The sequence below is a fragment of the Brenneria sp. L4-2C genome (genome assembly GCF_040240335.1).
Classification (GTDB): Bacteria; Pseudomonadota; Gammaproteobacteria; order Enterobacterales; family Enterobacteriaceae; genus Brenneria.
On the sequence record NZ_JBEIAC010000020.1, the window covers coordinates 51,793 to 71,052 of the forward strand.

Genomic DNA, 19,260 nt, shown 5'->3' on the forward strand with positions numbered 1-19,260 from the left:
TTACAATTACCATCCAATCTTTTCCCAGCACACCCCGCTTAGTCCCACAATTATCTCGCAGACTCTGTATTATTTATCTCACTTCTAATCAACAATCGCTGCCCGTCAGCGGTCAGACCGACAATATGCCCCTGACGCCGTTCAAGCAGCCGGCATCCCAAAATCTCTTCCAGCTTGCGCAGGCTTTGCGTCACCGCAGACTGAGTTCGATAAAGTTTTTCGCTGGCACGCTGAAAACCGCCATCTTCGGCAATAGAAACAAAAGCCCTCAGGTGCTCCAACGTTACTCGACGATCGCCAAGACCCACTGTTGTGATTGTCACCATAACACCTCCCGATCGGTATTAATCAAAGTGATTATGAAAGCATCAATATTAATTTTCAACTGAACAAATGAGATGTAACGATGGCAACGCAAGAGATGGAGAAACGGTTATGAATAAGTCATGGCACTATGGGCTAGTGGTTCTTTTCAGCGTCATCTGAAGTTCTGCTTTTATTGCTGGTCGCTTTGCTATCGCCGACTATGGCCCGTTGACGACGCTGACGATCCGTTTCGTGATCAGCGCCATTATGCTGTTGCCCTTTTGCCTCCTACAGACGACTCGATTATTCGAACGACGTGCCATTGTCAATGGATTATGGCTTGGCGTGCTTAACAACGCCATTTATCTCGGACTAACGTTTTCAGCGCTAAAATTCATCTCCCCTGCGTTGGTTGTGGTCATCGTCAGCTGTGCGCCGTTTCTGACCATGATGCTTACCATGTCGCTCGGCCTGGAGCGCATTGGATTAAGGCAGGCGTCAGGCATTCTGTGTGGTTTTTTCGGCGTCGTAATCATATCCGGCTGGCGCTCGGAAATGCACGCCAGTCTGACAGGCATCATTCTTGCCGTACTGGGTACGTTGGCTTTTTCTATCGGGACGGTTCTGTTTCGCCGTAACACACAAGGGCTGCGCGCACGCGACCTCAATTTCTGGCAATCCATTGCTGGCGTCGTATTGCTGCTGCCGATATCGGCCATTCTGGAATCAGCCCCTGAACGCTTATCCATATCATCGACCCTAGCCGTACTCTGGCTGGCTATCGTTGTGACTATGGGGGGCATGGCGCTCTGGTTCTGGCTTATCCGGACCGATGGCGCTGCTATTGCCTCTTCCTATCACCTCATGAATCCATTCTTCGGACTGCTGTTATCCCACTTTTTGCTCAATACCGAGCTCAAAGCAGAAGATTTTGCCGGTGCCAGCCTGATTGCACTCGGTTTGTTATTAACCCTGCGTAAGACAGAAAGAGGAAATATTAATGGAAAAACAACTTCACCAGCAAAACGCTGATTTTCATGCCTTAGATCTGGATATTGCTTCGTTCTTTGGGCTGACAGACACATCACGCGTTAAAAAAATGGCGCACATCGGCCTGACCGCTCGCTCTTATCTGCCGAAGTTGGACGATCCACGCAGTGATTGGGTGGCAAGCGTTGCAGTCCCTGCTTTTCAGACACTGGCGAAAAGGAATATCCAGGCACCCAATTTCTGTACTATCGGAACCGGAGCCGGGCTTGATGCGCTGGCGGCTATTGAGATTCTCAATGCTCGAAATGTTGCTTTGACCGATTTACATAAAGACGTTGTTGCAATGGCTCGAGTTAATATTTTAAATAACCTTAAAACAGATCATGATGTTGCATTATTTTCAGGTGCTGGCGATCTGTTTCAACCGCTATCTGGTATTTCCCATTTATTTGATCTGATTTACGAGAATCTCCCCAATATTCCTATCGTGGGTGAGGTGGATTTATCAGAAGATCAGGCAAGTTCCACATTTATTGAAGATCGTTCCGAAGACATACCTGGTTTCGTATCACAAAACCTGGTTGCACTTCATTATCTTATTCTGCGAGAGGCCACGTCATTGCTTAATGATGGAGGACGTATTCTTTCATCTATTGGTGGACGAATACCTTTGGAGACTATTCTTAGACTAGCGGGTGAAACAGGTTATGATGGGAGAATACTAACATATACATGGAAAATACAGTCTGAGCCAGAAGAGGTCATTGGCGGCTATGCTCAATGGGAAAATCAAGGGCTGGGGCCTTTTCACTTTTACCCGATAAATGTCCTTGACGACACTTTTAATAATATTTCTCCGGCGGAAGCGGGGCAAAGAGCAATAGAGATTGAGGCATCATTAAAATCGTACCAGTTAAATGCCACGACTGCTTTAGCAGAATACCAAAAGGGGATGAGTTTTGGGCATACTGTCGCGGTACTGGAATCACGAAAGAAATGACATCATATGCGTGATTGTTTGCCAAAATTATTATTATGTTGTTGTGTGTTGATATGATGAATTTTTTTAATGTGATGAGCAAGCCCATCCGCCTAAAAGCGTGAGTATATTAAGCGGTATGAATTACTAATCGTCTACCCGTTCCGCCTCAGCCATGACGTTTCCGCGTTACTGGTAAAATTAATAAAGCCGTATCGCTCCAGAGGCTTATCTGCACCACATCCTCAGCGTACTGCCGGAATGGCCAGTCAACAAAGTGGCGAATTGCTGCCGTGGAACGTGGTTCTACCTGCCTGATGAGCATCAACACGGCGCTCGGTTAATGCTTACACATTTAATTTTTCATTTCGAAAAACAGTTTTTTCTTCTCGAATAATCTCTGCCGTTATTTACTGTGCCTGCTTTACCCATCCCTGCGATGGCCCGTACAGCAGAGCTGCAAGCTGTCCACCTCTGGTGATGCTCGCCTGATGCTCAATACGACTGAAAATGAGCAGTATGTCTGAAGGCATATCGTCGTCATCCTTCACTCATATCCTTACCCCCGCCGAAATACGCCCTTCCAGGCACAGTGGCCGGCGCCGGAGTCACTGTGTGATGAAGAAGGACGCTGTATTCGTGAAAAGGCGTTGCAACAGGCCGCCGCAGAAATTCGCGCTGTCGGACAGGCGCGCGTCATCCAGACAGAAACCAAACGCGTGAAAGAGTCCGCCCCCCTACCTTTCGATTTAGGCTCGCTGCAACAGGTTTGTTCGCAAAAATGGGGCATGGGGGCGCAGCAGGTGCTGGATACCGCCCAAAGTCTGTATGAAAATCACAAGGCGACAACCTACCCACGCACCGACTGCCGCTACCTGCCGCTGTCCATGATGGCCGATATTCCGCAGGTAGCCAGCGCGTTACAGACTTTTGCGCCGGAATTAACACCGCTTCTGGCTCAGTGTAACCTGCAACAGCAATCACGATGCTGGAACGACAGTAAAATCACCGCGCACCACGCCATTATTCCCACCATGAAGCGCGCCGATCCCGGCAAAATGAATGAAGATGAGCGGCGCATCTATGATCTGATCCGCTGCCATTACCTGGCACAGTTCCTGCCGCCGCATGAAACGGATAAAACACAGATAACGTTCCGGTGCGGAGAACATCCGCTTATCGCCTGCGGCTATGTAGTCATTGCGCCTGGCTGGAAACGGGCGATCCACGACGAAGAAAGGCAGAACGGCGATACGCAGCCCCTGCCCCGGTGGGCGGAAAACACGTCCTGCCCGGTGAAAGGCACCGACATCAACGCGCAGAAAACCCGCCCACCCGAGCATTACACGGAAGGAACGCTGATCGCCGCCATGAAAAACGCGGCTCGCTTCGTCACTGACGAGCGGCTGAAACAGCGGCTGAAAGAGAGCGCCGGACTGGGAACCGAAGCCACTCGCGCCGGTATCATCGAAACCCTGCTCAAACGCGGCTACGACAAAAAGCAAAAGCGTCACCTGCTCGCCACCAACGGCGCCGTAACGCTGATGGCGATGCTGCCGGATATCGTGAAAGATCCGGGCATGACCGCATTATGGGAACAGGCACTGGATGACATCGCCGCCGGAAAACTGCCGCTGGCGCTGTTTTTACAAAAACAGTCCATCTGGATCACCAGAATGGTAGAGCAGGCTGTAGCAACAAAATCAACCTGAGCCGGCCGAAGTGAGTTTACCCGCGAAACAGGCTGACCGTGCGGGTAAACTCTCGCTTATGCGCTGACTCTCCCCTGTCGCAGATCTTTACCCTGCCTGTGAGGATCTGCGACATGGCTGAATGGCTGCATCTGCCTTGTGCCGGGGCCGACCGGCAACCAAACGGAGCCGTTTGTGCGAAAGCGCCATGTTGTCGATCCGCCTCCCCGCATGCGGATCGGTACTGTCCTGACGGCAGTATTCGGGGACGCCTTCACTCCATTTTTCATCCTTTTCATTCGGATTTATTCCCACCAGCGCCCTTGTGGCGCTGTTCCTTTTTTGTCTTTCCGGGAAATCGGGTTTTCGGTTCGTTTTATTTCTTCACCACGCTTTACTGCCCCGGTTATTCGCTGTCGCTGACAGCGCCCCCTATCTCTGCCATTTCCTGCAAGCAGAGAGCGTAAGCCGGAAATCCTCTTTTCATTATCCCTGCGGGAGCACCCATGACCGACGCCAACATCCAGAACCTGACCCAGTGCCTGTACAATATTGAAATGCAGGCGGTACAGACCATGCTGATTACCGCGCTGCAACACGGCTTTCAACTTGATGATCTCATTCGTCTGTCCCAAAAATACCAGACAAGTGCCGCCGTAATGGAATGTCATAACAATGACTGCCGGGTGAATTACGCCACGCCCGAAGGTTATTTCACACAGCATTTCGGTGCGGATCTCCAGCAGGCGGCAAATTTCGCTGAACAATTTGATACATGGTGGTATCAGTAACGTATTCAATGAGTGACCATCAATATAAGCACGTAATTAAAAGGGACAATATTGTCCCTTTTAATCATAAAGCCAGCGACCCGCTTTAACGGATTCTGCAAACATTCGAACAGTAAGATGTTTCTTGTTATTAACTATCTTCTTCCCTTTTAAAAAATCCCAAAATCCTATTTCATTCCAAGGGAAGTATGCCTTCCAATCCATGACGGTCATATCAATATTAAATTCATCATGAAAAGCATTTACTGCTTCCAAAATATATTCCTCTTCATCAAAATCCTGCAAAACCGTATCAAAATCAACACGCTCTATATTTTTAGAAAAAAGCACTTTTACATCAGGCAGATGCTTGCGAAAGAGGGCCAGTACCTTCTCATCTATATCATCGTTTCGATCGCCGCCGGAACCCATTTTCAAATAACCCCGTATCCTTTACGCGCAATTACATCATATTCATAGACGGTTATGGTTATTATCATCGCGACGTCTACCGTTAATACAATGCCTCAAAAACTATGGAAAGAACTCTCGTAGCATTTTCTCTTTACCCAACGTGAAGACTAAAAAATCGCTCTCCTTGAATTTCCCCTCCTTAATCAAACGCTCTGTTAAGATAGAGAATCGTTTTTCATCTACGAAAAAAATCGCAGTGATGTAATCCGAGTCAACGATGCTTGCTTTTTCTGATAATTGAATAACTTTCCTGTAGCAATTTTCATCTTTCTTCCCCAACCGTTCTTTCACCATACACTCTGCCAGCAAATCGGTACGAGTGAGGTGTTGTTTATTTATTATTTCAAGATTTTTCAACCCTTCTGGATAACGTCCTTCTGCAAGCAAATTATTCGCGTACATTTTTCTGACATTAATATTCTCTGGGTTTTCATCCAAAATAATTTTAATTCTGTTGAAAATTTCATTTTTTTCATTTTTATCAGCCGTCATTAACGACTTTGTAAGTTCAGCGACTCTCTGAGTCGCCATATCTACATGCTCGCTATCGTCAGCAATCTGCATAGGGTAAGAAATCGCAGGAGCAATCCCAAAGAACCCGAACATTATCACAAACACCCTAATTAAGTTATTCATAATGCAACTTCCCTAAATCCGTTTAATAAAATTGTTCTGGTCATTGCCCCTGGAAATGGTCTTATTGTTCCGGAATACCCAGTATCTAAAACGTATCCAGCTTCTATCTCTAAGGATGGACGTGTATTTTTCTTAAACGGTATTAAAAATGATGCACTACCTATAAGTATTTCATCAAATCGGAGGGCAAATGATTTCCCTTTAGCATCTAATACGTATTTTTTATTGTCTATATCATTTTTTACCGTACACCAGGGGATAATTACACCAGATCCGTATGCTTTGGCCGCATTACATGTTAGTGATGCGGATACATTTAATTTTTTCCCTTCTTTCACATCCTCTTCGGTTACGTTTAACAACAATGAAAAAGGGCCATGCAAGGAACCAACGCCCTCTGCAAATAAAACGGCCCCTTGAGTATAATGAAATGATTTGGTCGCCATATATATTCCTTTAAGCCAATAAATTATCCCATTATGTCCATTTCATTTACCATTCTGGCCCTGTGCAGCACTCGTCCTTTGGGTCGGACTGAATTCGCTCAGGATGCGTGCAATTTTATCTCCGCGCTGTTCATGTCCCGTCCTGACTGAATGCCGAAATAATCCAGCACTTCCTCATTCATTATCTTGAAAAACAACTCGACAACAGTGAGATTAATCCGAAAAAGCTCGCCCACAGCGAGGATCCACTATAGCTAAACCATGCTTCTGATCGCTATCTCAACCAGAATCAGCACGCGGGCCAGACGGCTATTTATCTTAACCGCATTTTTGGTTTTATAATGTTTTAATCCGCACTTTTTTTCATCCTGCCCCGGCGTTTCTTAACCCGGAGCACGTCATGATGAAATCCCGTTTATGGTCCATCGCAGTGGTCGCAACATTATCAGCCTGCGCGTCAAAACCAGTCACTGTTCCCGTCCTCGCCCCCCACACCCAGAGCATCTCCGCCACACCCTCACCAATTGAAGTCGTCCATACCGCCCGATACACGCTGGTCAGTCTGACGCCGGATGAAACACTGACGTTTCCGCTACGTCAGGTGACAAGCCATACCCTTCCCGCGCCAAAGAAAAACCGGCCGATCGCCACCCGCTGCGAATAGACGATGCACTCTGGGTGATTGCCGGAGAGGCATGGGTTATGAACACGGATGAAGTGACCCACTGGCTGTATCAACAGGCCCGGAAACTGGAAAAAACCTGCGATACGTCGTTTCCGATTGTCCGACGCTGTCTCTCCCACAATCACTGGCTGAACCCGATTGGCGGCAGCCCCCTGCTGCACGGTATCGAGCTTAGCCGCCGCCGTGGGTAACAGTATGTTCGCCGATCTGGTCAGCGTTGCCGAATATATTTATAAATTCGGCGTCAATAATGGCCTGCCTGCGGATGAAAGCCAGACAAAAGTCCCGATTAATCTCCATTGCGACGAATTCAGCGAGCTGATGGGCGATGAGTTTATTCCGTTGATTAACAAAGGCGGCGGCGCAAATATTCAGGTCACCGCTTACACCCAAACGCTGAGTGATATTGAAGCCCGTCTCGGTAACGCGGCAAAAGCCCGGCAGGTTATCGGCAACTTCAACAATCTGATTATGCTGCGCGTGCGCGAAACCGCCACCGCAGAGCTGATGACCGGGCATGAAGAACGACGCCTGATGCGAAAAGAAGCCCAGCAAACCCATGATAAAAACCATGCCAGATGGCTCATTGCCATGCTGATGCTTCATCAGGGAATGACCGTCACCGATGTCGCCAAAATGTTCTGCGCCGCCCGCTCATCCGTAGGAAGATGGATAACCTGGTTTACTTTACATGGCGTTGAAGGACTAAAAAGCCTCAGGCCCGGACGCGCTCCACGGTGGCCGGTTGCCGATATCCTTCAGGCTCTTCCGCTGCTGATACAACGCTCTCCGAAAGATTTCGGCTGGCTGTGCTCACGCTGGAGTACTGAGTTGCTGAACCGTATCGTCAACCAATTTTTTGGCGTTGCGCTTCATCCCGCCACATTACATCGATACCTGAAACAAGCAGGCACTGGCTCAGGCGCGGACAGACCATCCCGTGTTCTATCAGGATGATAGTCGATATAACGCGAAATCATCAACGCACAAATCCGCAGTCTCAAACCAAAATCCAAACCCCGCAAAGTAGCCGATTCTCATGGCCTGTACCTTCGGCTCAATCCCGGCGGTTCACGCCTCTGGTATCTCAAATATCGTATCGATGGCAAAGCAACGCGATTGCCGGCGTCACAAACCGGATACCGCTGTGCCGGTATTCCCCGAAGCAGTTATCGCTACACACGTAAAAATAGCCGTGAGCCTGATGCTGACCGTGCCATCAAACGCAGTCTTGTCAGTGAAGTCTGGAACACTAATGATGGTTCTGCCTGGCACCAGAAATATCGCCACGTTGGTGTATCTGATGCAGACTGATTGGCCACAGACGGCGAATCAGCCGCAGACAAGAACAACACGTCCGAGCGTAGGATTGCCTTCGACATACGCATGGGCCTGAGCCGCATCGGCAAGCGGAAAGGTCCGATCTATGAGCACCTCAAGCCTCCCATCGGCTGCCTGCTCCAACATCCGGGAAACCGTCTGATGAACCTCGGGCTTTTCAAGCTGCGTTCCCATAAATACGCCGAACAACGACTGATTCGCCTGAAGCGCGGGCCACAGCTCAACCTGCAGCGTCGGTCCACCGGCGTTGCCGACGAATACCAAGCGGCCCTCCGGACGCAACATCCTCAGGGAGTCCTGCATGGTTGTTCCCACCGGGTCCACAACAAGGTCGACACCTCGGGCCTCGGTCAAGCGCATGACCGTATCCACCACGTCAACTCTCCGACGGTCAATTGCATGATCCAATCCAAGTGCCGCTAAGTGTTTGCCCCTTTCCACGCCGGATACCGTCCCGAGCACTGTTGCACCAGCCTGATGTGCGAGCTGTACAGCGGCGCTTCCCACACCACCAGCCGCCGCCTGGATCAGGACGGCTTCGCCACGCTTCAAGTCGCCGCGGGCGAAAAGGCAGTGATGCGCGGTTCCGTATGCGATCGGCAATGCTGCTGCGACCGCCATGTCGAGACCCTTCGGTACCAGCCAAGTCTTGCTCGCGGCTACGGCGCGCAATTCGGCATGCGAGCCCGACACATCGAAGCTCGTGACCTTCTGACCAACCTTACGGTCATGAACATCGCAGCCCACTGAAACGACCTCGCCAGCTGCCGCATAGCCAATGACGTAGCCAGGATAAGGCGGCGGCAATGACGCGCGGTTGATCAGGTCTCCTCTTTCCAGGGCGACAGTCTCTACCCGAATGACAACGCCGTTGGGCGGACAGACTGGGTCGGGAACATCCGTATAACGAAGGACATCCGGTGATCCGGGTTGATCGTAGACAACTGCTTTCATCGCTTCCCTCGACCGAACTGATTCAGGATGCCGAGTCGCGCGGCGTAGTGGGCCTTGCCGTTCAAGCGTTCGATTGACACTCGGTCATCGTCACCGGCGGCGCACTGCAAAGTGCAATATCCAAGCTCGTTCACCGTTCTTACTCCTCCTCACATTAGAGACTTTCCCTCCGTTATGAGTTTTCGTTGATGTCACCAAGCGGTAATGACCACAGTCTGCGCGGTCAGCCCTGTTGAATTTTCGACTGGCAGAAAGCCCCGTAACGCTTAGGGCAGCCTGGCAATCACCTTAATCTCAAACTGGAATCCGTAAAGCCACGTCACGCCGATCCCGGTCAACGTGGGGTAAGGTGCTTCCCCCCAATATTCTGGCAGAATACTCCAGATAGCGTCGAGGTTCGACTCGGGATCGACGACAAAGAGGGTTACATCAACCACGTCATCGAATGTGCAGCCCGCAGCCGTGAGAACAGCATTAAGGTTATCGAATGCCAGCCTGACCTGCGCTTTTATATCCTGTTCAGGCGACCCATCCGCGCGGCTACCAACCTGCCCCGAAACAAACAAGAAGCCATTAGATTTGATGGCCGGTGAATACCGATTGCGCTCATAGAGCGCCTGCCGACCGAAGGGAAAAACTGCTTCGCGTGTTGTCATGTTTGTACCTTTGCAATGGGGCGAAATCAGCCCAGTGAACAAAAAGACACTTTACAGGTGCGAGATCGGGTGGATAAACAAGCGACTTTGTCCTTCATTGTTTGTAAAATCCAAACAATCTGTGAAAAGAAAGGACACGGAATGGATCGTTTCGATGCGATGCGCGCCTTTGCGCGTGTGGTGGAGGCAGGTAGCTTTACAAAGGCTGCCCAAACGCTTCATATGAGCAAAACCACGGTGACGCAACTCATTCAGCAGTTAGAAGCGCGCCTGCGCGTCAAATTACTCCATCGCACCACCCGCAAGCTCAGCGTCACTCCTGAGGGAGCGGCCTACTACGAGCGCGTCATCCGCCTCTTGGCGGACATGGACGATGCTGAAACCAGCCTGTCCAGTGCGGCGATTACGCCCAGGGGACGGCTACGGGTGGATATGCCCAGTCCGTTGGCCCGCCTTGTCATAGTGCCGGCGCTACCGGCTTTCCACATGCGCTACCCGGATATCCAGTTCGACATGGGCGTGAGCGACCGGGTGGTGGATCTGATCGGCGACAACGTGGATTGCGTCTTGCGCGGTGGCGAAATCAACGACCAGTCCCTGATCGCACGCCATGTCGGCGATTTGCAAATCGGCGCCTACGCCGCGCCGAGTTATGTGGAACGCCTTGGCGCCCCTGTGCATCCGCGAGAGCTGGAAAACACCGACCATCGCATAGTGGGATTCTTGTCCTCACGCACCGGTAAGATTGCGCCTCTGGCGCTGCACTGTGAGAGTGAACATATTGAAATCAAGAGCAGCTATGTGCTCGCTGTGGATGATGGTAATGCTTACCTCGAAGCTGGGTTAGCGGGGTTAGGCGTGATTGCGCTGCCAACCTATATGGCGGCAGCACATCAGGCTTGTGGCGCCTTGATTCCGTTATTTGAACAATGGCGTATTAATCCAATGCCCCTGTACTTGGCATTTCCGCCGAACCGCCATGTCAACGCCAAACTGCGAGTGTTTATTGATTGGATCATTGAATTGATGCAGCAGCATGCCCCGAATGCCAACAATAAGTAACTACATTCCAGCCCCCTGATTCGCTCATCAGCGTCGATTGGTGGTCTTGACAGGAGGAAGATTCTGAAATGGCTTAATTATTAGTCAGTTACTTGTTTTCATGCATCCTTGCGAATCCCTATTTGTACATCAGAGTTGGGGTCAGGTTGGTTCGATAATGGTGTGACCCCCAAATGTCTCTTCCAACGCGCAAATCCGCAGTCTCAAAGCAAAATCCAAACCCTGCAAAGTCGCCTATTCTCATGGCCTGTATCCTTTCCGCCTGGTCGTCAACGTCGCAAAATAAGCACGCCTGCGACCAACTGTCGAGAGGACCGGACAGTCAGCAGATGAGTCGAGAATGTACATTTTTCTGATAATGGCTTTATCAATAAAATCGCAAGGATTAAGATAATTCCTCACAATGATAATGAGAATTATTTGCTTTAGTTGGGGTATTAAAATGAACGGAAATTATTTCGCAGATAAAGTATCAAACACATTATTAATTCCACTAGCCTGTAAGGCAGAAGAAAGCAGGCAGAAACATCCCATCATCGTAGACAATGTCGCTTGTGATATTCTGGAAAAAACACATTTCGATATTAAAAAATACAAAAATAAAAAAACCAGTCGAGTGGGTACCGCTATCAGAGCAAAATATTTTGACAGTGAAGTCATCGCGTTTATTGGTAAAAACGAAAAGCCGGTGATAATTAGCTTAGGTTGCGGATTAGATGCTAGATATCAAAGAATCGGCGATATAGCAAAAAAAGCAAAATTTTATTATATCGATTTAGCGGACGTGATCGAGGCCAGAAAAAAACTCATCCCCTGCCATGAAAATGAAAAATACCTGGCGGGGTCTATTTTGGATAACGGCTGGATCGATGAAGTGAAAAGAGAGTTACATCATGACGAAAATCTGTTTTTTCTTATAGAAGGCGTTTTGATGTACTTTCCTGAAAAACAAGTGAGAAATATATTTAATAACCTTTGTGAAAATTTCAGTAAAAGCAGAATAATTTTTGACATGCTTAATTCATGGCTAAGTAAAAACTCCGCGAAACATGACACAGTGAAAAACTCAGGCGCTGAATTCTCATTTGGTCTTGATGATGAAAAAGAAATTGAACGCTGGAATCATAAATTAATCTACGTAAAGACAAAGCTTTTTACTGAGTTCAACGAACACAAGAAAATGGGTAAAATTATCTCGTTTATGATGGCGCATGTTGATAGATATAAAACAGCATCAAAAATGGTGACTTACACGATAAAATAGTAACTAACCGCATGACTTGGCGCGCATTTTTATCTTGCATCCCCGGTGAGCGTTTATTGGCGCTCGCCGGATCATGAGCCGACTGAAATAAACCAGGCCGCCAAAATTTTCGTCCGCCTACAATACGCTGACCAACGCACAGGCGGTGGTTAAGCGCTATAAACCGCCGGTCGTCGGCGCTATCCGCGCACATCATTCACAGCCAGGACGGCGTTAAACAATCACGCCAAACCATTTTTTGCAGGCCAGCTTGCCGCTGACGGTAAAGTTAACTTCCCGAAATCCCGGTACTCTGGCTAACCATCCTTTTTGTTCGCAATGAATTAAAAAGACCGCACCGGCGTCTCCACCAAGATGAAATCGCCTTTCGCTCCAGTCAAGACAGGCGCAGCACGCTTTACGCCGTGTTTTGGGATTCAACGTCATGCCTAACTGTTGGAACTGTTTTTGCCCTGTCGGCGTGACCGAACTGCCATCAGCGGTCAACCAGCTTTCGGCGATCATAAAATCATAAATTTTAACCGCGATTTCGCCGGCTAAATGGTCATAGCAGGTTCGGGCTTTCCGTAACGAGGGAGGCGTACTGGCTTTGGCTTCTGACTCGGATCGCCATGAAACGCCCATGATTTTTTCAATCAGGTCGGCAATATCCTTCCCGGCCAGACGATAATAACGATAACGCCCCTGAGAAAGACAGGAAATCAGATTCCCACTGACTAGACGCCCCAGATGGGCGCTGGCGGTGGAAGAGGCGATATCCGCCACGGCACTCAGCTCCGTGGCCGTCCACGCCCGACCATCCATCAACGCACAGAGCATTTTTACGCGGGAAGGATCGGAAATGGCGGCCGCGACCGCCGCCATCGAACGCTCAAGCGCATCGCTATTCTCTGCCGACTCAATATGTTTAAGCATATTATTCAGACCCTGCCGCCCATGTTTACGTCACCCGGCCGACAACCATAGCATCGTCGGTCACCAGAATCAGCGGATTTGAACGCTCGCTGTATCGCGGAAGAATAATCAACATCATGGCTCCGCGCTTTCTCTGCTCGCCGACGAATACTCTCTGGTCATCCGGGCGATGCGAATGTGATAAAAAGAGAAGATAGACTTACGTCCTTCAGCCTGAGCCGCCTGATGCAGGACGTTTCTTTTCCATTGCAATACCGCGTGTTCATCCCGCCACCAGGACAACGAAAGGATCTTCCCCGGCGTGGTCAGGCTCTGGAAGCGCTCGATGGATATAAATCCATCAATATCGGCTAATAGCGGCTTTAATTCCGCGGCAAGCTGGAGATAGCGCCCTTGTTGCGTATCAACCACATCCGCCTCGAAAAGCACTGCAATCATATTTCCGTCCTCTGGTATATCGAAAGGACATGACTTTAACGTTTTCTGCCCTGCACACTTCGATGCAGAGCGAAATATGAATGTGGTCTGAGACAGAGATAAGTCACGCAGGATTCTTCAACCGGCGCCCGTCTTACCCGCCGGCAATCAACAATGAAAATAGTTTTTCTCCAGTATCGATACGCCATCGTCGATCGCTTTATGGATCGATTTCACGCAGCGTTCGCTATCTCCTTCCGCCAATGCCAGCAACAGTTCATCGTAATTGTGCTGACGATGAACAATCTCCGCCGACTGCGGATAAAGGTAGTTGAAACAGGGGCCAATCTGCACCCATAGCTGTTCGATCAGCGAAACCAGCGTCGGCATATCGGCATAGCCATACAGCGTAAAACGAAATTCCCGGTTCGCCTTGAGGGATTCTTCAATATTCTGCACCATCTTGTTGGAACGAAACTGACTGTTCAGCGCGGTCAAATGCGCCAGTTTATCGGCATCCATCGCTCTGGCCGCCTGCGCCGCCGCCAGCCCCTCCAGCTGTTTACGGATCAGGGTAATTTCCTGATACTGACTCAACGGCATCACCGGCACTAAAAACGCTTTTGCCGGGGTTGCCTCCAGCGCGCCGGCCGACACCAAGCGCAACAAGGCTTCACGCACCGGCGTGACGCTGGTGCCCAACTGCGCGGCGATCTCGCTGGTCACCAGACGAGCGCCGGGTTTCAGCATGCCGACCATCAACGCGCCCTTCAGTTGGGCCTCTACCTGCATGGTCAGACTGAGGCGCTGAGCCTTTCCCATCCCGAACATATAACTTTTTCCTTTAGTTAAAAGATGACTTTGCTTTTGCAGTTTAATCATTAGCCTGCTAATAACATATTATATAGGATATATCCTGTATTTGCAGTCGGCGGCATTCGTCCAAATATGTGACGAATAGCGCATCTCCAATGCTTACCGTCAGCCCTTCGGGCTTCGTTTTGGGAACGATCATAATGAAAAAATCCGCCTTAACATTCGCTTCACTGGCAATACTGTCAGGTCTGCTATCACCCTTGTCGATGGCTGCGGAGCTGACGATTGCGCAACCCGCTTCCGCCACTGCGATGGACCCCGGTTTTCTCAAAGAATCCGCCACGCTGGTGGATAATGTCTTCGATACGCTGGTATTACGCGATTCACAGATGAAACTCCAGCCCGGATTGGCGACATCGTGGAAAGCCATTAATGACACGACCTGGGAATTTACGCTGCGCCAGGACGTGAAATTTACCAATGGCGAAGCCGTCAATGCGCACGCCGTGAAGTTCTCTATCGACCGCATCCTCGATCCGGCCAACCATGCGCCGACTATATCCTATATTCGCACCATTAAATCGGTAGAAGCGACCGGCGAGTATCAGGTGCGCTTTCATACCGACGGGCCGGATCCCTTGCTGCCGACGCGTCTGAGCCGTTATCCGGCTTATATCGTGCCGCCGCAATACGTCGAGAAAGTCGGCGCATCGGAATTCGCCCGCAAGCCGATCGGCAGCGGCGCTTACCGGGTCGAAACATTTATTCCTGATGAAAAAGTGGTGATGCAGGCCAATGCCGCCTACTGGCGCGGCAAACCGGCGATTGACACCGTCACCTGGCGTCCGATACCGGAAGCCACCGCGCGCATCACCTCGCTGTTGACAGGCGAAGTGCAGCTCGTCGACAGCGTACCGGTGGATTTGGTGCCGGCGCTGAAAAACAAACCGGGTATCCATTTAGAGCAGGTAAAAGGCGGCGGACTGACCATCTATCTGGGGCTCAAGAACGATCAAAAACCGCTGGACGATGTCCGCGTTCGCCAGGCGCTGTCGCTGGCGCTGAACCGCGACGCCTATACCAGCCAGCTGTTGCATGGCTTCGGCGCGCCCACCGGCACCATGGCCGGCGCGAAAGACTTTGGCTACCAGCCGATAGCCGCGCCGGCGCAGGATATCGCCAAAGCGAAATCCCTGCTTGCGCAGGCAGGCTATCCGGACGGCTTTACCCTGCGTTTCCAGGCGCCGCGCCGCTATATCGCCAGCGCCGATGTCGCGCAGGCGATAGTGCAGGATCTGGCCAAAATCGGGGTCAAACTCCAGTTGGAAGTGCCGGAATGGTCGGTTTACACCCAGCAGGTGGCGGCGAAGAAACAGGCGCCGATCTATATGCTGGCCTGGGGCTCGACGCAAACGCTGGATGCCGATGCGGCGTTATATCCGATCCTGCATTCGGGCGAACCCTATTCGACGGTCAGCCTGCCCGAACTGGATAAATTACTCAACGAAAGCCGCCTGACGGTAGATGCCGTGAAACGCGAAAAAATATTGCAGCAGATCCAGGAGGTCGTTGCGCAACAGCAGCCGCTGATCCCGCTCTATCGCGAGGATTCGCTCTATGCCAGCAGCGATGCGCTGACGTTCACCGGTCGCGCCGACGCCCGTATCCCGCTGTTCGACCTGAGGCTGAAATGATCGCTCAGGGGGATGCATTAAACAGGAAGCCGCGCCGCCGTTTTTACGGCGACGGCGTTATCGGCGGACTACTGCTGGCGATAACCCTCGCCGCGGCGCTGTTATCCCCCTGGCTGCCCCTGCCCGACCCGCTGGCCAACAATCTGGCGGACGTCTTCCTGCCGCCGGGCAGCGATACCGCCTCGGGCATGCACTGGCTGGGAACCGACCAACTGGGGCGCGATATGCTGGCGCGCATCCTTTCCGGCGCCCGGTTATCATTATTCGTGGTGCTGATGGCGGCGGCGATCGCCGCGGTTATCGGCAGCCTGCTCGGCATGCTGGCGGGCTATGCCGGCGGCTGGCTGGATGCGCTGATAATGCGCCTGATCGATATCCAACTGGCGGTGCCGTTTATTCTGTTAATCCTGCTGGTGATGGCGCTGTTCGGCACTTCGCTAAGCAATATCATCATCATTATGGGCGTCAGCAGCTGGGCGATTTACGCCCGCGTCGCCCGCGCCAAAACATTGGAAATTCGTGAGCTGGAATATATCGAATCGGTGCGCGCCATGGGCTTTTCCACGCCGCGCATTTTGCTGCGTCACGTGTTGCCGAATCTCGCCGCGCCGCTGATTGTCCTGTTGACGCTGGATATCCCGCGGCTGATCGTCCTTGAAGCCTCCATCGGCTTTCTCGGCATGGGGATCCAGCCGCCGACGCCGACGCTGGGCAATCTGATCGGCGAAGGCCGTTCTTATATGCTGCTGGCGCAGTGGCTGGTGCTGTATCCGGGGCTGGCGATCGCCGCGCTGGTGGTCGGCTGCAATCTGGTGGGCGACAGCCTGCTGCGTAAAACCCGCACAAGGCTGGACTGATATGGCGAGATATGTGCTGTCCCGCATCGGGCAATCGATTCTGGTGATGTTCGGCGTATCGATTCTGATTTTTTACAGTCTCCATCTGACCGGCGACCCGGCGGCGGTGATGATGCCGCCCGGCTCCACGCAGCAGGAGATCGATCATTTCCGCCATAGCATGGGGTTCGATCGCCCGCTGCTGTGGCAATACGGCCATTACCTGTCCGGCGTGCTGCAAGGGGATTTCGGCGATTCGCTGCGCTACAGCCAGCCGGTCACCCGGCTGATCGGCGATCGCGTTCCCGCCACCTTATTACTCGCCGTCACCGCGCTGGCCTGGAGCACGCTGCTCGGCTTGACGCTCGGCATCATCAGCGCGCTGCGGCCAAACAGCATCTGGGATCTGTTATCGCGTCTGCTGGCCTTCTCCGGCCAGGCGGTGCCGGTATTCTGGCTAGGTCTGTTGCTGATCCTGTTGTTCAGTCTGGATTTGCGCTGGCTGCCGTCCGGCGGTTACGGCACGGCGAGCCACCTGGTTATGCCCGCCGTCAGCCTTGGCGCGTACTACATGAGCGCCATCGCCCGTCTGGTGCGCGCCAGCCTGATCGACGTCATGCAGCAGGATTACATCCGCACGGCCCGCGCCAAAGGGCTGAGCGCCTGGCGCATTCTGGTGCGCCACGGCTTGCGTAACGCGCTGATCCCGGTGGTCACCGTTCAGGGCATGTACTTCGCCTCGCTATTGGGCGGCGCGCTGGTGACGGAAATCATTTTCGCCTGGCCGGGCATCGGTCGTTTGGCGGTGCAGGCGATCCAGAATCGCGACTTCCCGCTGGTGCAGGCCATCGTATTGCTGGCGGCACTGGTGTTTGTGGCGGTAAACCTGATCATCGACCTGCTCTATGTGTTGCTCAATCCGAGGATACGGCTGTGAAAACGCGGGATGCCCTGTTACCGGCGACGCTGGCGTTACTCGACCAGATTACGCCTTTTCGCAGCGTTGCCGGTCAAATCGAACAGCAACGCGCGCTGGCGCAGTGGCTGGAAGCGTGGCTGGTTAGCGAAGTCGGCGCGCAGCCGGTATTGCCGGTCGCGCAACAGCGCGGCCAGAGCGCGCCGCCGCTGGTACACGTGCGTATCGACAGCGGCGCCGATAAAACGCTGGTGCTGTACAACATGTACGATGTGATGCCCGCCGATGAAGCGGGCTGGGACGTTTCGCCCTTTGTCGGCGGCATTCGCCGCTGGCCGGAACTGGGCGACGTCTACATTTCCCGCGGGGCGGAAAATAATAAAGGGCCGCTGGCCGGCATGCTCACGGTGATTAAAGCGCTGCGCGACAGCGGTAAGCTGGCGGTCAATCTGGAAATTATTCTCGAAGGCGAAGAAGAGACAGGCAGCGGTCAACTGCGTCGCTATCTGGCGCAGACGCCCTGCCCGATCGCGCCCGCTCTCGCGGTGCTGTTCCCTTCCCTGTGCGAATATGGCGGCGGCCAGCCGCGCGTCTATCTGGGGTTTACCGGTCTGAGCGGCGGACGCCTGACGGTTAAAGGCGGCGACTGGGGCGGCCCGCAGACGGCTATCCACGCCAGTAACGCCAGTTGGATCGCCAATCCGGCCTGGCGGCTGGTGCAGGCGTTGCAGGCCATCGCGCCGGCGGAGCGCAACGGCGTTGTCGCGACCGTCACCCCTGACGACGAAGCCAATAGTCTGCTCGCCGAACTGGCCGCCGACTTCAGTATCGCGGACGAACTGCGCTTTCGCCGCAGCCGGCGTCTGACGCTGAGCGGCGATACCCTGAGCTGCCTGCAAACCTTTCTCGGCAGCGCGGTGCTCAATCTATCCGAAATCAAAACCTCTCCGACGGGGGCGCGCGGCGTCATCCCGCCGTTCGCCGAGGCGGAGCTGGCCTGGCGCACGCCTCCCGGCATCGACGGCGCGCGGTTAATCGACGACGCGTCTCGCCGCCTGGCCGACCCCGCGCTGGCCGGCGCCGAACTGACGCTGGACGACAGCTATCCCGGATACCGCTTCACCCTCGACGCGCCGGGCGTTAGCCAACTGCTCGCCAGCTACCGGCGGTTTGGCGCGCAGCCGCAAGTCTGGCCGTGGGCGCCCGGCTGCGCCCCCGCCTATGCTTTTGCGCCGATCGCGCCCGCTTTTTTAATCGGCGGCCTCGGCCACGGCGGTAATGCGCATGGCGTTAATGAATTCATCACGCTGCACGGTTTGCGGCGTTTTGTTGAGTCCCTGAACGATTGGCTGACCCGTTTTACCGCGTCGGCCGACCGTTCGCTTACGTAGCCAACGCAGGACAATCGTTGT

General features: G+C 52.6%; 23 protein-coding genes and 3 pseudogenes. 16 read left to right on the forward strand and 10 right to left on the reverse strand.

All coding sequences use genetic code 11. The features are described from left to right. Nucleotides 1-50: 50 nt before the first annotated feature. Nucleotides 51-326: a LysR family transcriptional regulator gene (locus tag ABRZ26_RS20830; protein WP_319606025.1), complete on the reverse strand. Its 276-nt coding sequence runs from the start codon at nt 324-326 to the stop codon at nt 51-53. 172 nt (nt 327-498) lie between these two features. Between ABRZ26_RS20830 and ABRZ26_RS20835 the strand changes: the two genes are divergently transcribed. The 3 genes and pseudogenes from ABRZ26_RS20835 to ABRZ26_RS20845 form a co-directional block, all read left to right on the forward strand. Further along, nucleotides 499-1,338 (forward strand): DMT family transporter, encoded by an 840-nt coding sequence (locus ABRZ26_RS20835; protein WP_319606060.1) that lies wholly within the window; start codon nt 499-501, stop codon nt 1,336-1,338. After that, the gene (locus ABRZ26_RS20840) at nt 1,307-2,296 is read left to right on the forward strand and encodes a class I SAM-dependent methyltransferase (protein ID WP_319606026.1); all 990 of its coding nucleotides are present in this window, start codon (nt 1,307-1,309) and stop codon (nt 2,294-2,296) included. The genes ABRZ26_RS20835 and ABRZ26_RS20840 overlap by 32 nt, the downstream gene beginning before the upstream one ends. Nucleotides 2,297-2,489: 193 nt before the next feature. Next, nucleotides 2,490-2,593, forward strand: a pseudogene (locus tag ABRZ26_RS20845) (transposase domain-containing protein); the annotation flags it as partial. A gap of 92 nt (nt 2,594-2,685) precedes the next feature. On the opposite strand, the gene ABRZ26_RS20850 reads toward ABRZ26_RS20845, so the two are convergent. After that, nucleotides 2,686-2,808, reverse strand: a complete 123-nt coding sequence (locus ABRZ26_RS20850) for a hypothetical protein (protein ID WP_319606027.1) — start codon at nt 2,806-2,808, stop codon at nt 2,686-2,688. Between the two features lie 78 nt (nt 2,809-2,886). Between ABRZ26_RS20850 and ABRZ26_RS20855 the strand changes: the two genes are divergently transcribed. Both ABRZ26_RS20855 and ABRZ26_RS20860 read left to right on the forward strand, forming a co-directional pair. Further along, nucleotides 2,887-3,987, forward strand: a complete 1,101-nt coding sequence (locus tag ABRZ26_RS20855) for a DNA topoisomerase (protein ID WP_319606061.1) — start codon at nt 2,887-2,889, stop codon at nt 3,985-3,987. A 485-nt stretch (nt 3,988-4,472) separates the two neighbouring features. Further along, the gene (locus ABRZ26_RS20860; protein ID WP_319606028.1) at nt 4,473-4,757 is read left to right on the forward strand and encodes a hypothetical protein; all 285 of its coding nucleotides are present in this window, start codon (nt 4,473-4,475) and stop codon (nt 4,755-4,757) included. Between the two features lie 60 nt (nt 4,758-4,817). Here ABRZ26_RS20860 and ABRZ26_RS20865 read toward each other — a convergent pair whose 3' ends face one another. The 3 genes from ABRZ26_RS20865 to ABRZ26_RS20875 all read right to left on the reverse strand — a co-directional run bounded on the left by ABRZ26_RS20865 (nt 4,818) and on the right by ABRZ26_RS20875 (nt 6,292). Continuing rightward, on the reverse strand, nt 4,818-5,168 hold the full coding sequence (locus tag ABRZ26_RS20865; protein WP_319606062.1) for a DUF1493 family protein: 351 nt from the start codon (nt 5,166-5,168) through the stop codon (nt 4,818-4,820). A 102-nt stretch (nt 5,169-5,270) separates the two neighbouring features. Next, nucleotides 5,271-5,846, reverse strand: a complete 576-nt coding sequence (locus ABRZ26_RS20870; protein ID WP_319606029.1) for a hypothetical protein — start codon at nt 5,844-5,846, stop codon at nt 5,271-5,273. Beyond that, nucleotides 5,843-6,292 (reverse strand): hypothetical protein, encoded by a 450-nt coding sequence (locus ABRZ26_RS20875; protein WP_319606030.1) that lies wholly within the window; start codon nt 6,290-6,292, stop codon nt 5,843-5,845. Before ABRZ26_RS20875 ends, ABRZ26_RS20870 begins: the two co-directional genes overlap by 4 nt. 400 nt (nt 6,293-6,692) lie before the next feature. On the opposite strand from ABRZ26_RS20875, the gene ABRZ26_RS20880 reads away from it, so the two are divergent. The 5 genes and pseudogenes from ABRZ26_RS20880 to ABRZ26_RS25110 all read left to right on the forward strand — a co-directional run bounded on the left by ABRZ26_RS20880 (nt 6,693) and on the right by ABRZ26_RS25110 (nt 8,291). After that, the gene (locus tag ABRZ26_RS20880; RefSeq protein WP_319606031.1) at nt 6,693-6,956 is read left to right on the forward strand and encodes a hypothetical protein; all 264 of its coding nucleotides are present in this window, start codon (nt 6,693-6,695) and stop codon (nt 6,954-6,956) included. 38 nt (nt 6,957-6,994) lie between these two features. Continuing rightward, entirely contained in the window at nt 6,995-7,168 is a 174-nt protein-coding gene (locus tag ABRZ26_RS20885; RefSeq protein WP_319606032.1) for a hypothetical protein, read from the forward strand. Beyond that, nucleotides 7,149-7,490 (forward strand): annotated as a pseudogene (locus ABRZ26_RS20890) (TraM recognition domain-containing protein); the annotation flags it as partial. The gene ABRZ26_RS20885 and the pseudogene ABRZ26_RS20890, both read left to right, overlap by 20 nt. Beyond that, nucleotides 7,485-7,935: pseudogene (locus ABRZ26_RS20895) on the forward strand (helix-turn-helix domain-containing protein); the annotation flags it as partial. The pseudogenes ABRZ26_RS20890 and ABRZ26_RS20895, both read left to right, overlap by 6 nt. A gap of 86 nt (nt 7,936-8,021) precedes the next feature. Continuing rightward, on the forward strand, nt 8,022-8,291 hold the full coding sequence (locus tag ABRZ26_RS25110) for a hypothetical protein (RefSeq protein ID WP_413556362.1): 270 nt from the start codon (nt 8,022-8,024) through the stop codon (nt 8,289-8,291). A gap of 18 nt (nt 8,292-8,309) precedes the next feature. Here ABRZ26_RS25110 and ABRZ26_RS20905 read toward each other — a convergent pair whose 3' ends face one another. Together ABRZ26_RS20905 and ABRZ26_RS20910 are read right to left on the reverse strand one after the other, a co-directional pair. Next, a complete protein-coding gene (locus tag ABRZ26_RS20905) occupies nt 8,310-9,272 on the reverse strand; it encodes a quinone oxidoreductase family protein (protein ID WP_319606033.1) in 963 nt (320 codons plus the stop codon). 266 nt (nt 9,273-9,538) lie between these two features. Then, nucleotides 9,539-9,928: a RidA family protein gene (locus ABRZ26_RS20910; RefSeq protein WP_319606034.1), complete on the reverse strand. Its 390-nt coding sequence runs from the start codon at nt 9,926-9,928 to the stop codon at nt 9,539-9,541. 141 nt (nt 9,929-10,069) lie between these two features. On the opposite strand from ABRZ26_RS20910, the gene ABRZ26_RS20915 reads away from it, so the two are divergent. Then, nucleotides 10,070-10,990 carry a LysR family transcriptional regulator gene (locus ABRZ26_RS20915; protein ID WP_319606063.1) on the forward strand — a complete coding sequence of 307 codons (921 nt, stop codon included), beginning with the start codon at nt 10,070-10,072 and terminating at the stop codon, nt 10,988-10,990. Between the two features lie 442 nt (nt 10,991-11,432). Beyond that, on the forward strand, nt 11,433-12,254 hold the full coding sequence (locus ABRZ26_RS20920; protein WP_319606035.1) for a class I SAM-dependent methyltransferase: 822 nt from the start codon (nt 11,433-11,435) through the stop codon (nt 12,252-12,254). A gap of 213 nt (nt 12,255-12,467) precedes the next feature. On the opposite strand, the gene ABRZ26_RS20925 is transcribed toward ABRZ26_RS20920, so the two are convergent. From ABRZ26_RS20925 to ABRZ26_RS20935, 3 genes are all read right to left on the reverse strand, one after another. Next, entirely contained in the window at nt 12,468-13,169 is a 702-nt protein-coding gene (locus ABRZ26_RS20925; protein WP_319606036.1) for an ArsR/SmtB family transcription factor, read from the reverse strand. Nucleotides 13,170-13,283: 114 nt separating this feature from the next. Next, nucleotides 13,284-13,607, reverse strand: a complete 324-nt coding sequence (locus ABRZ26_RS20930; protein WP_319606037.1) for an antibiotic biosynthesis monooxygenase family protein — start codon at nt 13,605-13,607, stop codon at nt 13,284-13,286. A gap of 147 nt (nt 13,608-13,754) precedes the next feature. Next, entirely contained in the window at nt 13,755-14,417 is a 663-nt protein-coding gene (locus ABRZ26_RS20935) for an FCD domain-containing protein (RefSeq protein WP_319606038.1), read from the reverse strand. Between the two features lie 185 nt (nt 14,418-14,602). Between ABRZ26_RS20935 and ABRZ26_RS20940 the strand changes: the two genes are divergently transcribed. The 4 genes from ABRZ26_RS20940 to ABRZ26_RS20955 are packed head-to-tail and all read left to right on the forward strand — an operon-like array spanning nt 14,603 to nt 19,239. Beyond that, nucleotides 14,603-16,096: an ABC transporter substrate-binding protein gene (locus ABRZ26_RS20940; protein ID WP_319606039.1), complete on the forward strand. Its 1,494-nt coding sequence runs from the start codon at nt 14,603-14,605 to the stop codon at nt 16,094-16,096. Continuing rightward, entirely contained in the window at nt 16,093-16,953 is an 861-nt protein-coding gene (locus ABRZ26_RS20945) for an ABC transporter permease (protein ID WP_319606040.1), read from the forward strand. The genes ABRZ26_RS20940 and ABRZ26_RS20945 overlap by 4 nt, the downstream gene beginning before the upstream one ends. A 1-nt stretch (nt 16,954) precedes the next feature. Further along, complete coding sequence (locus ABRZ26_RS20950) at nt 16,955-17,869, forward strand: ABC transporter permease (protein ID WP_319606041.1); 915 nt, start codon at nt 16,955-16,957, stop codon at nt 17,867-17,869. Next, nucleotides 17,866-19,239, forward strand: coding sequence for a M20/M25/M40 family metallo-hydrolase (locus ABRZ26_RS20955; protein WP_319606042.1), 1,374 nt, complete (start codon nt 17,866-17,868; stop codon nt 19,237-19,239). Before ABRZ26_RS20950 ends, ABRZ26_RS20955 begins: the two co-directional genes overlap by 4 nt. The last annotated feature ends 21 nt before the right edge of the window (nt 19,240-19,260 follow it).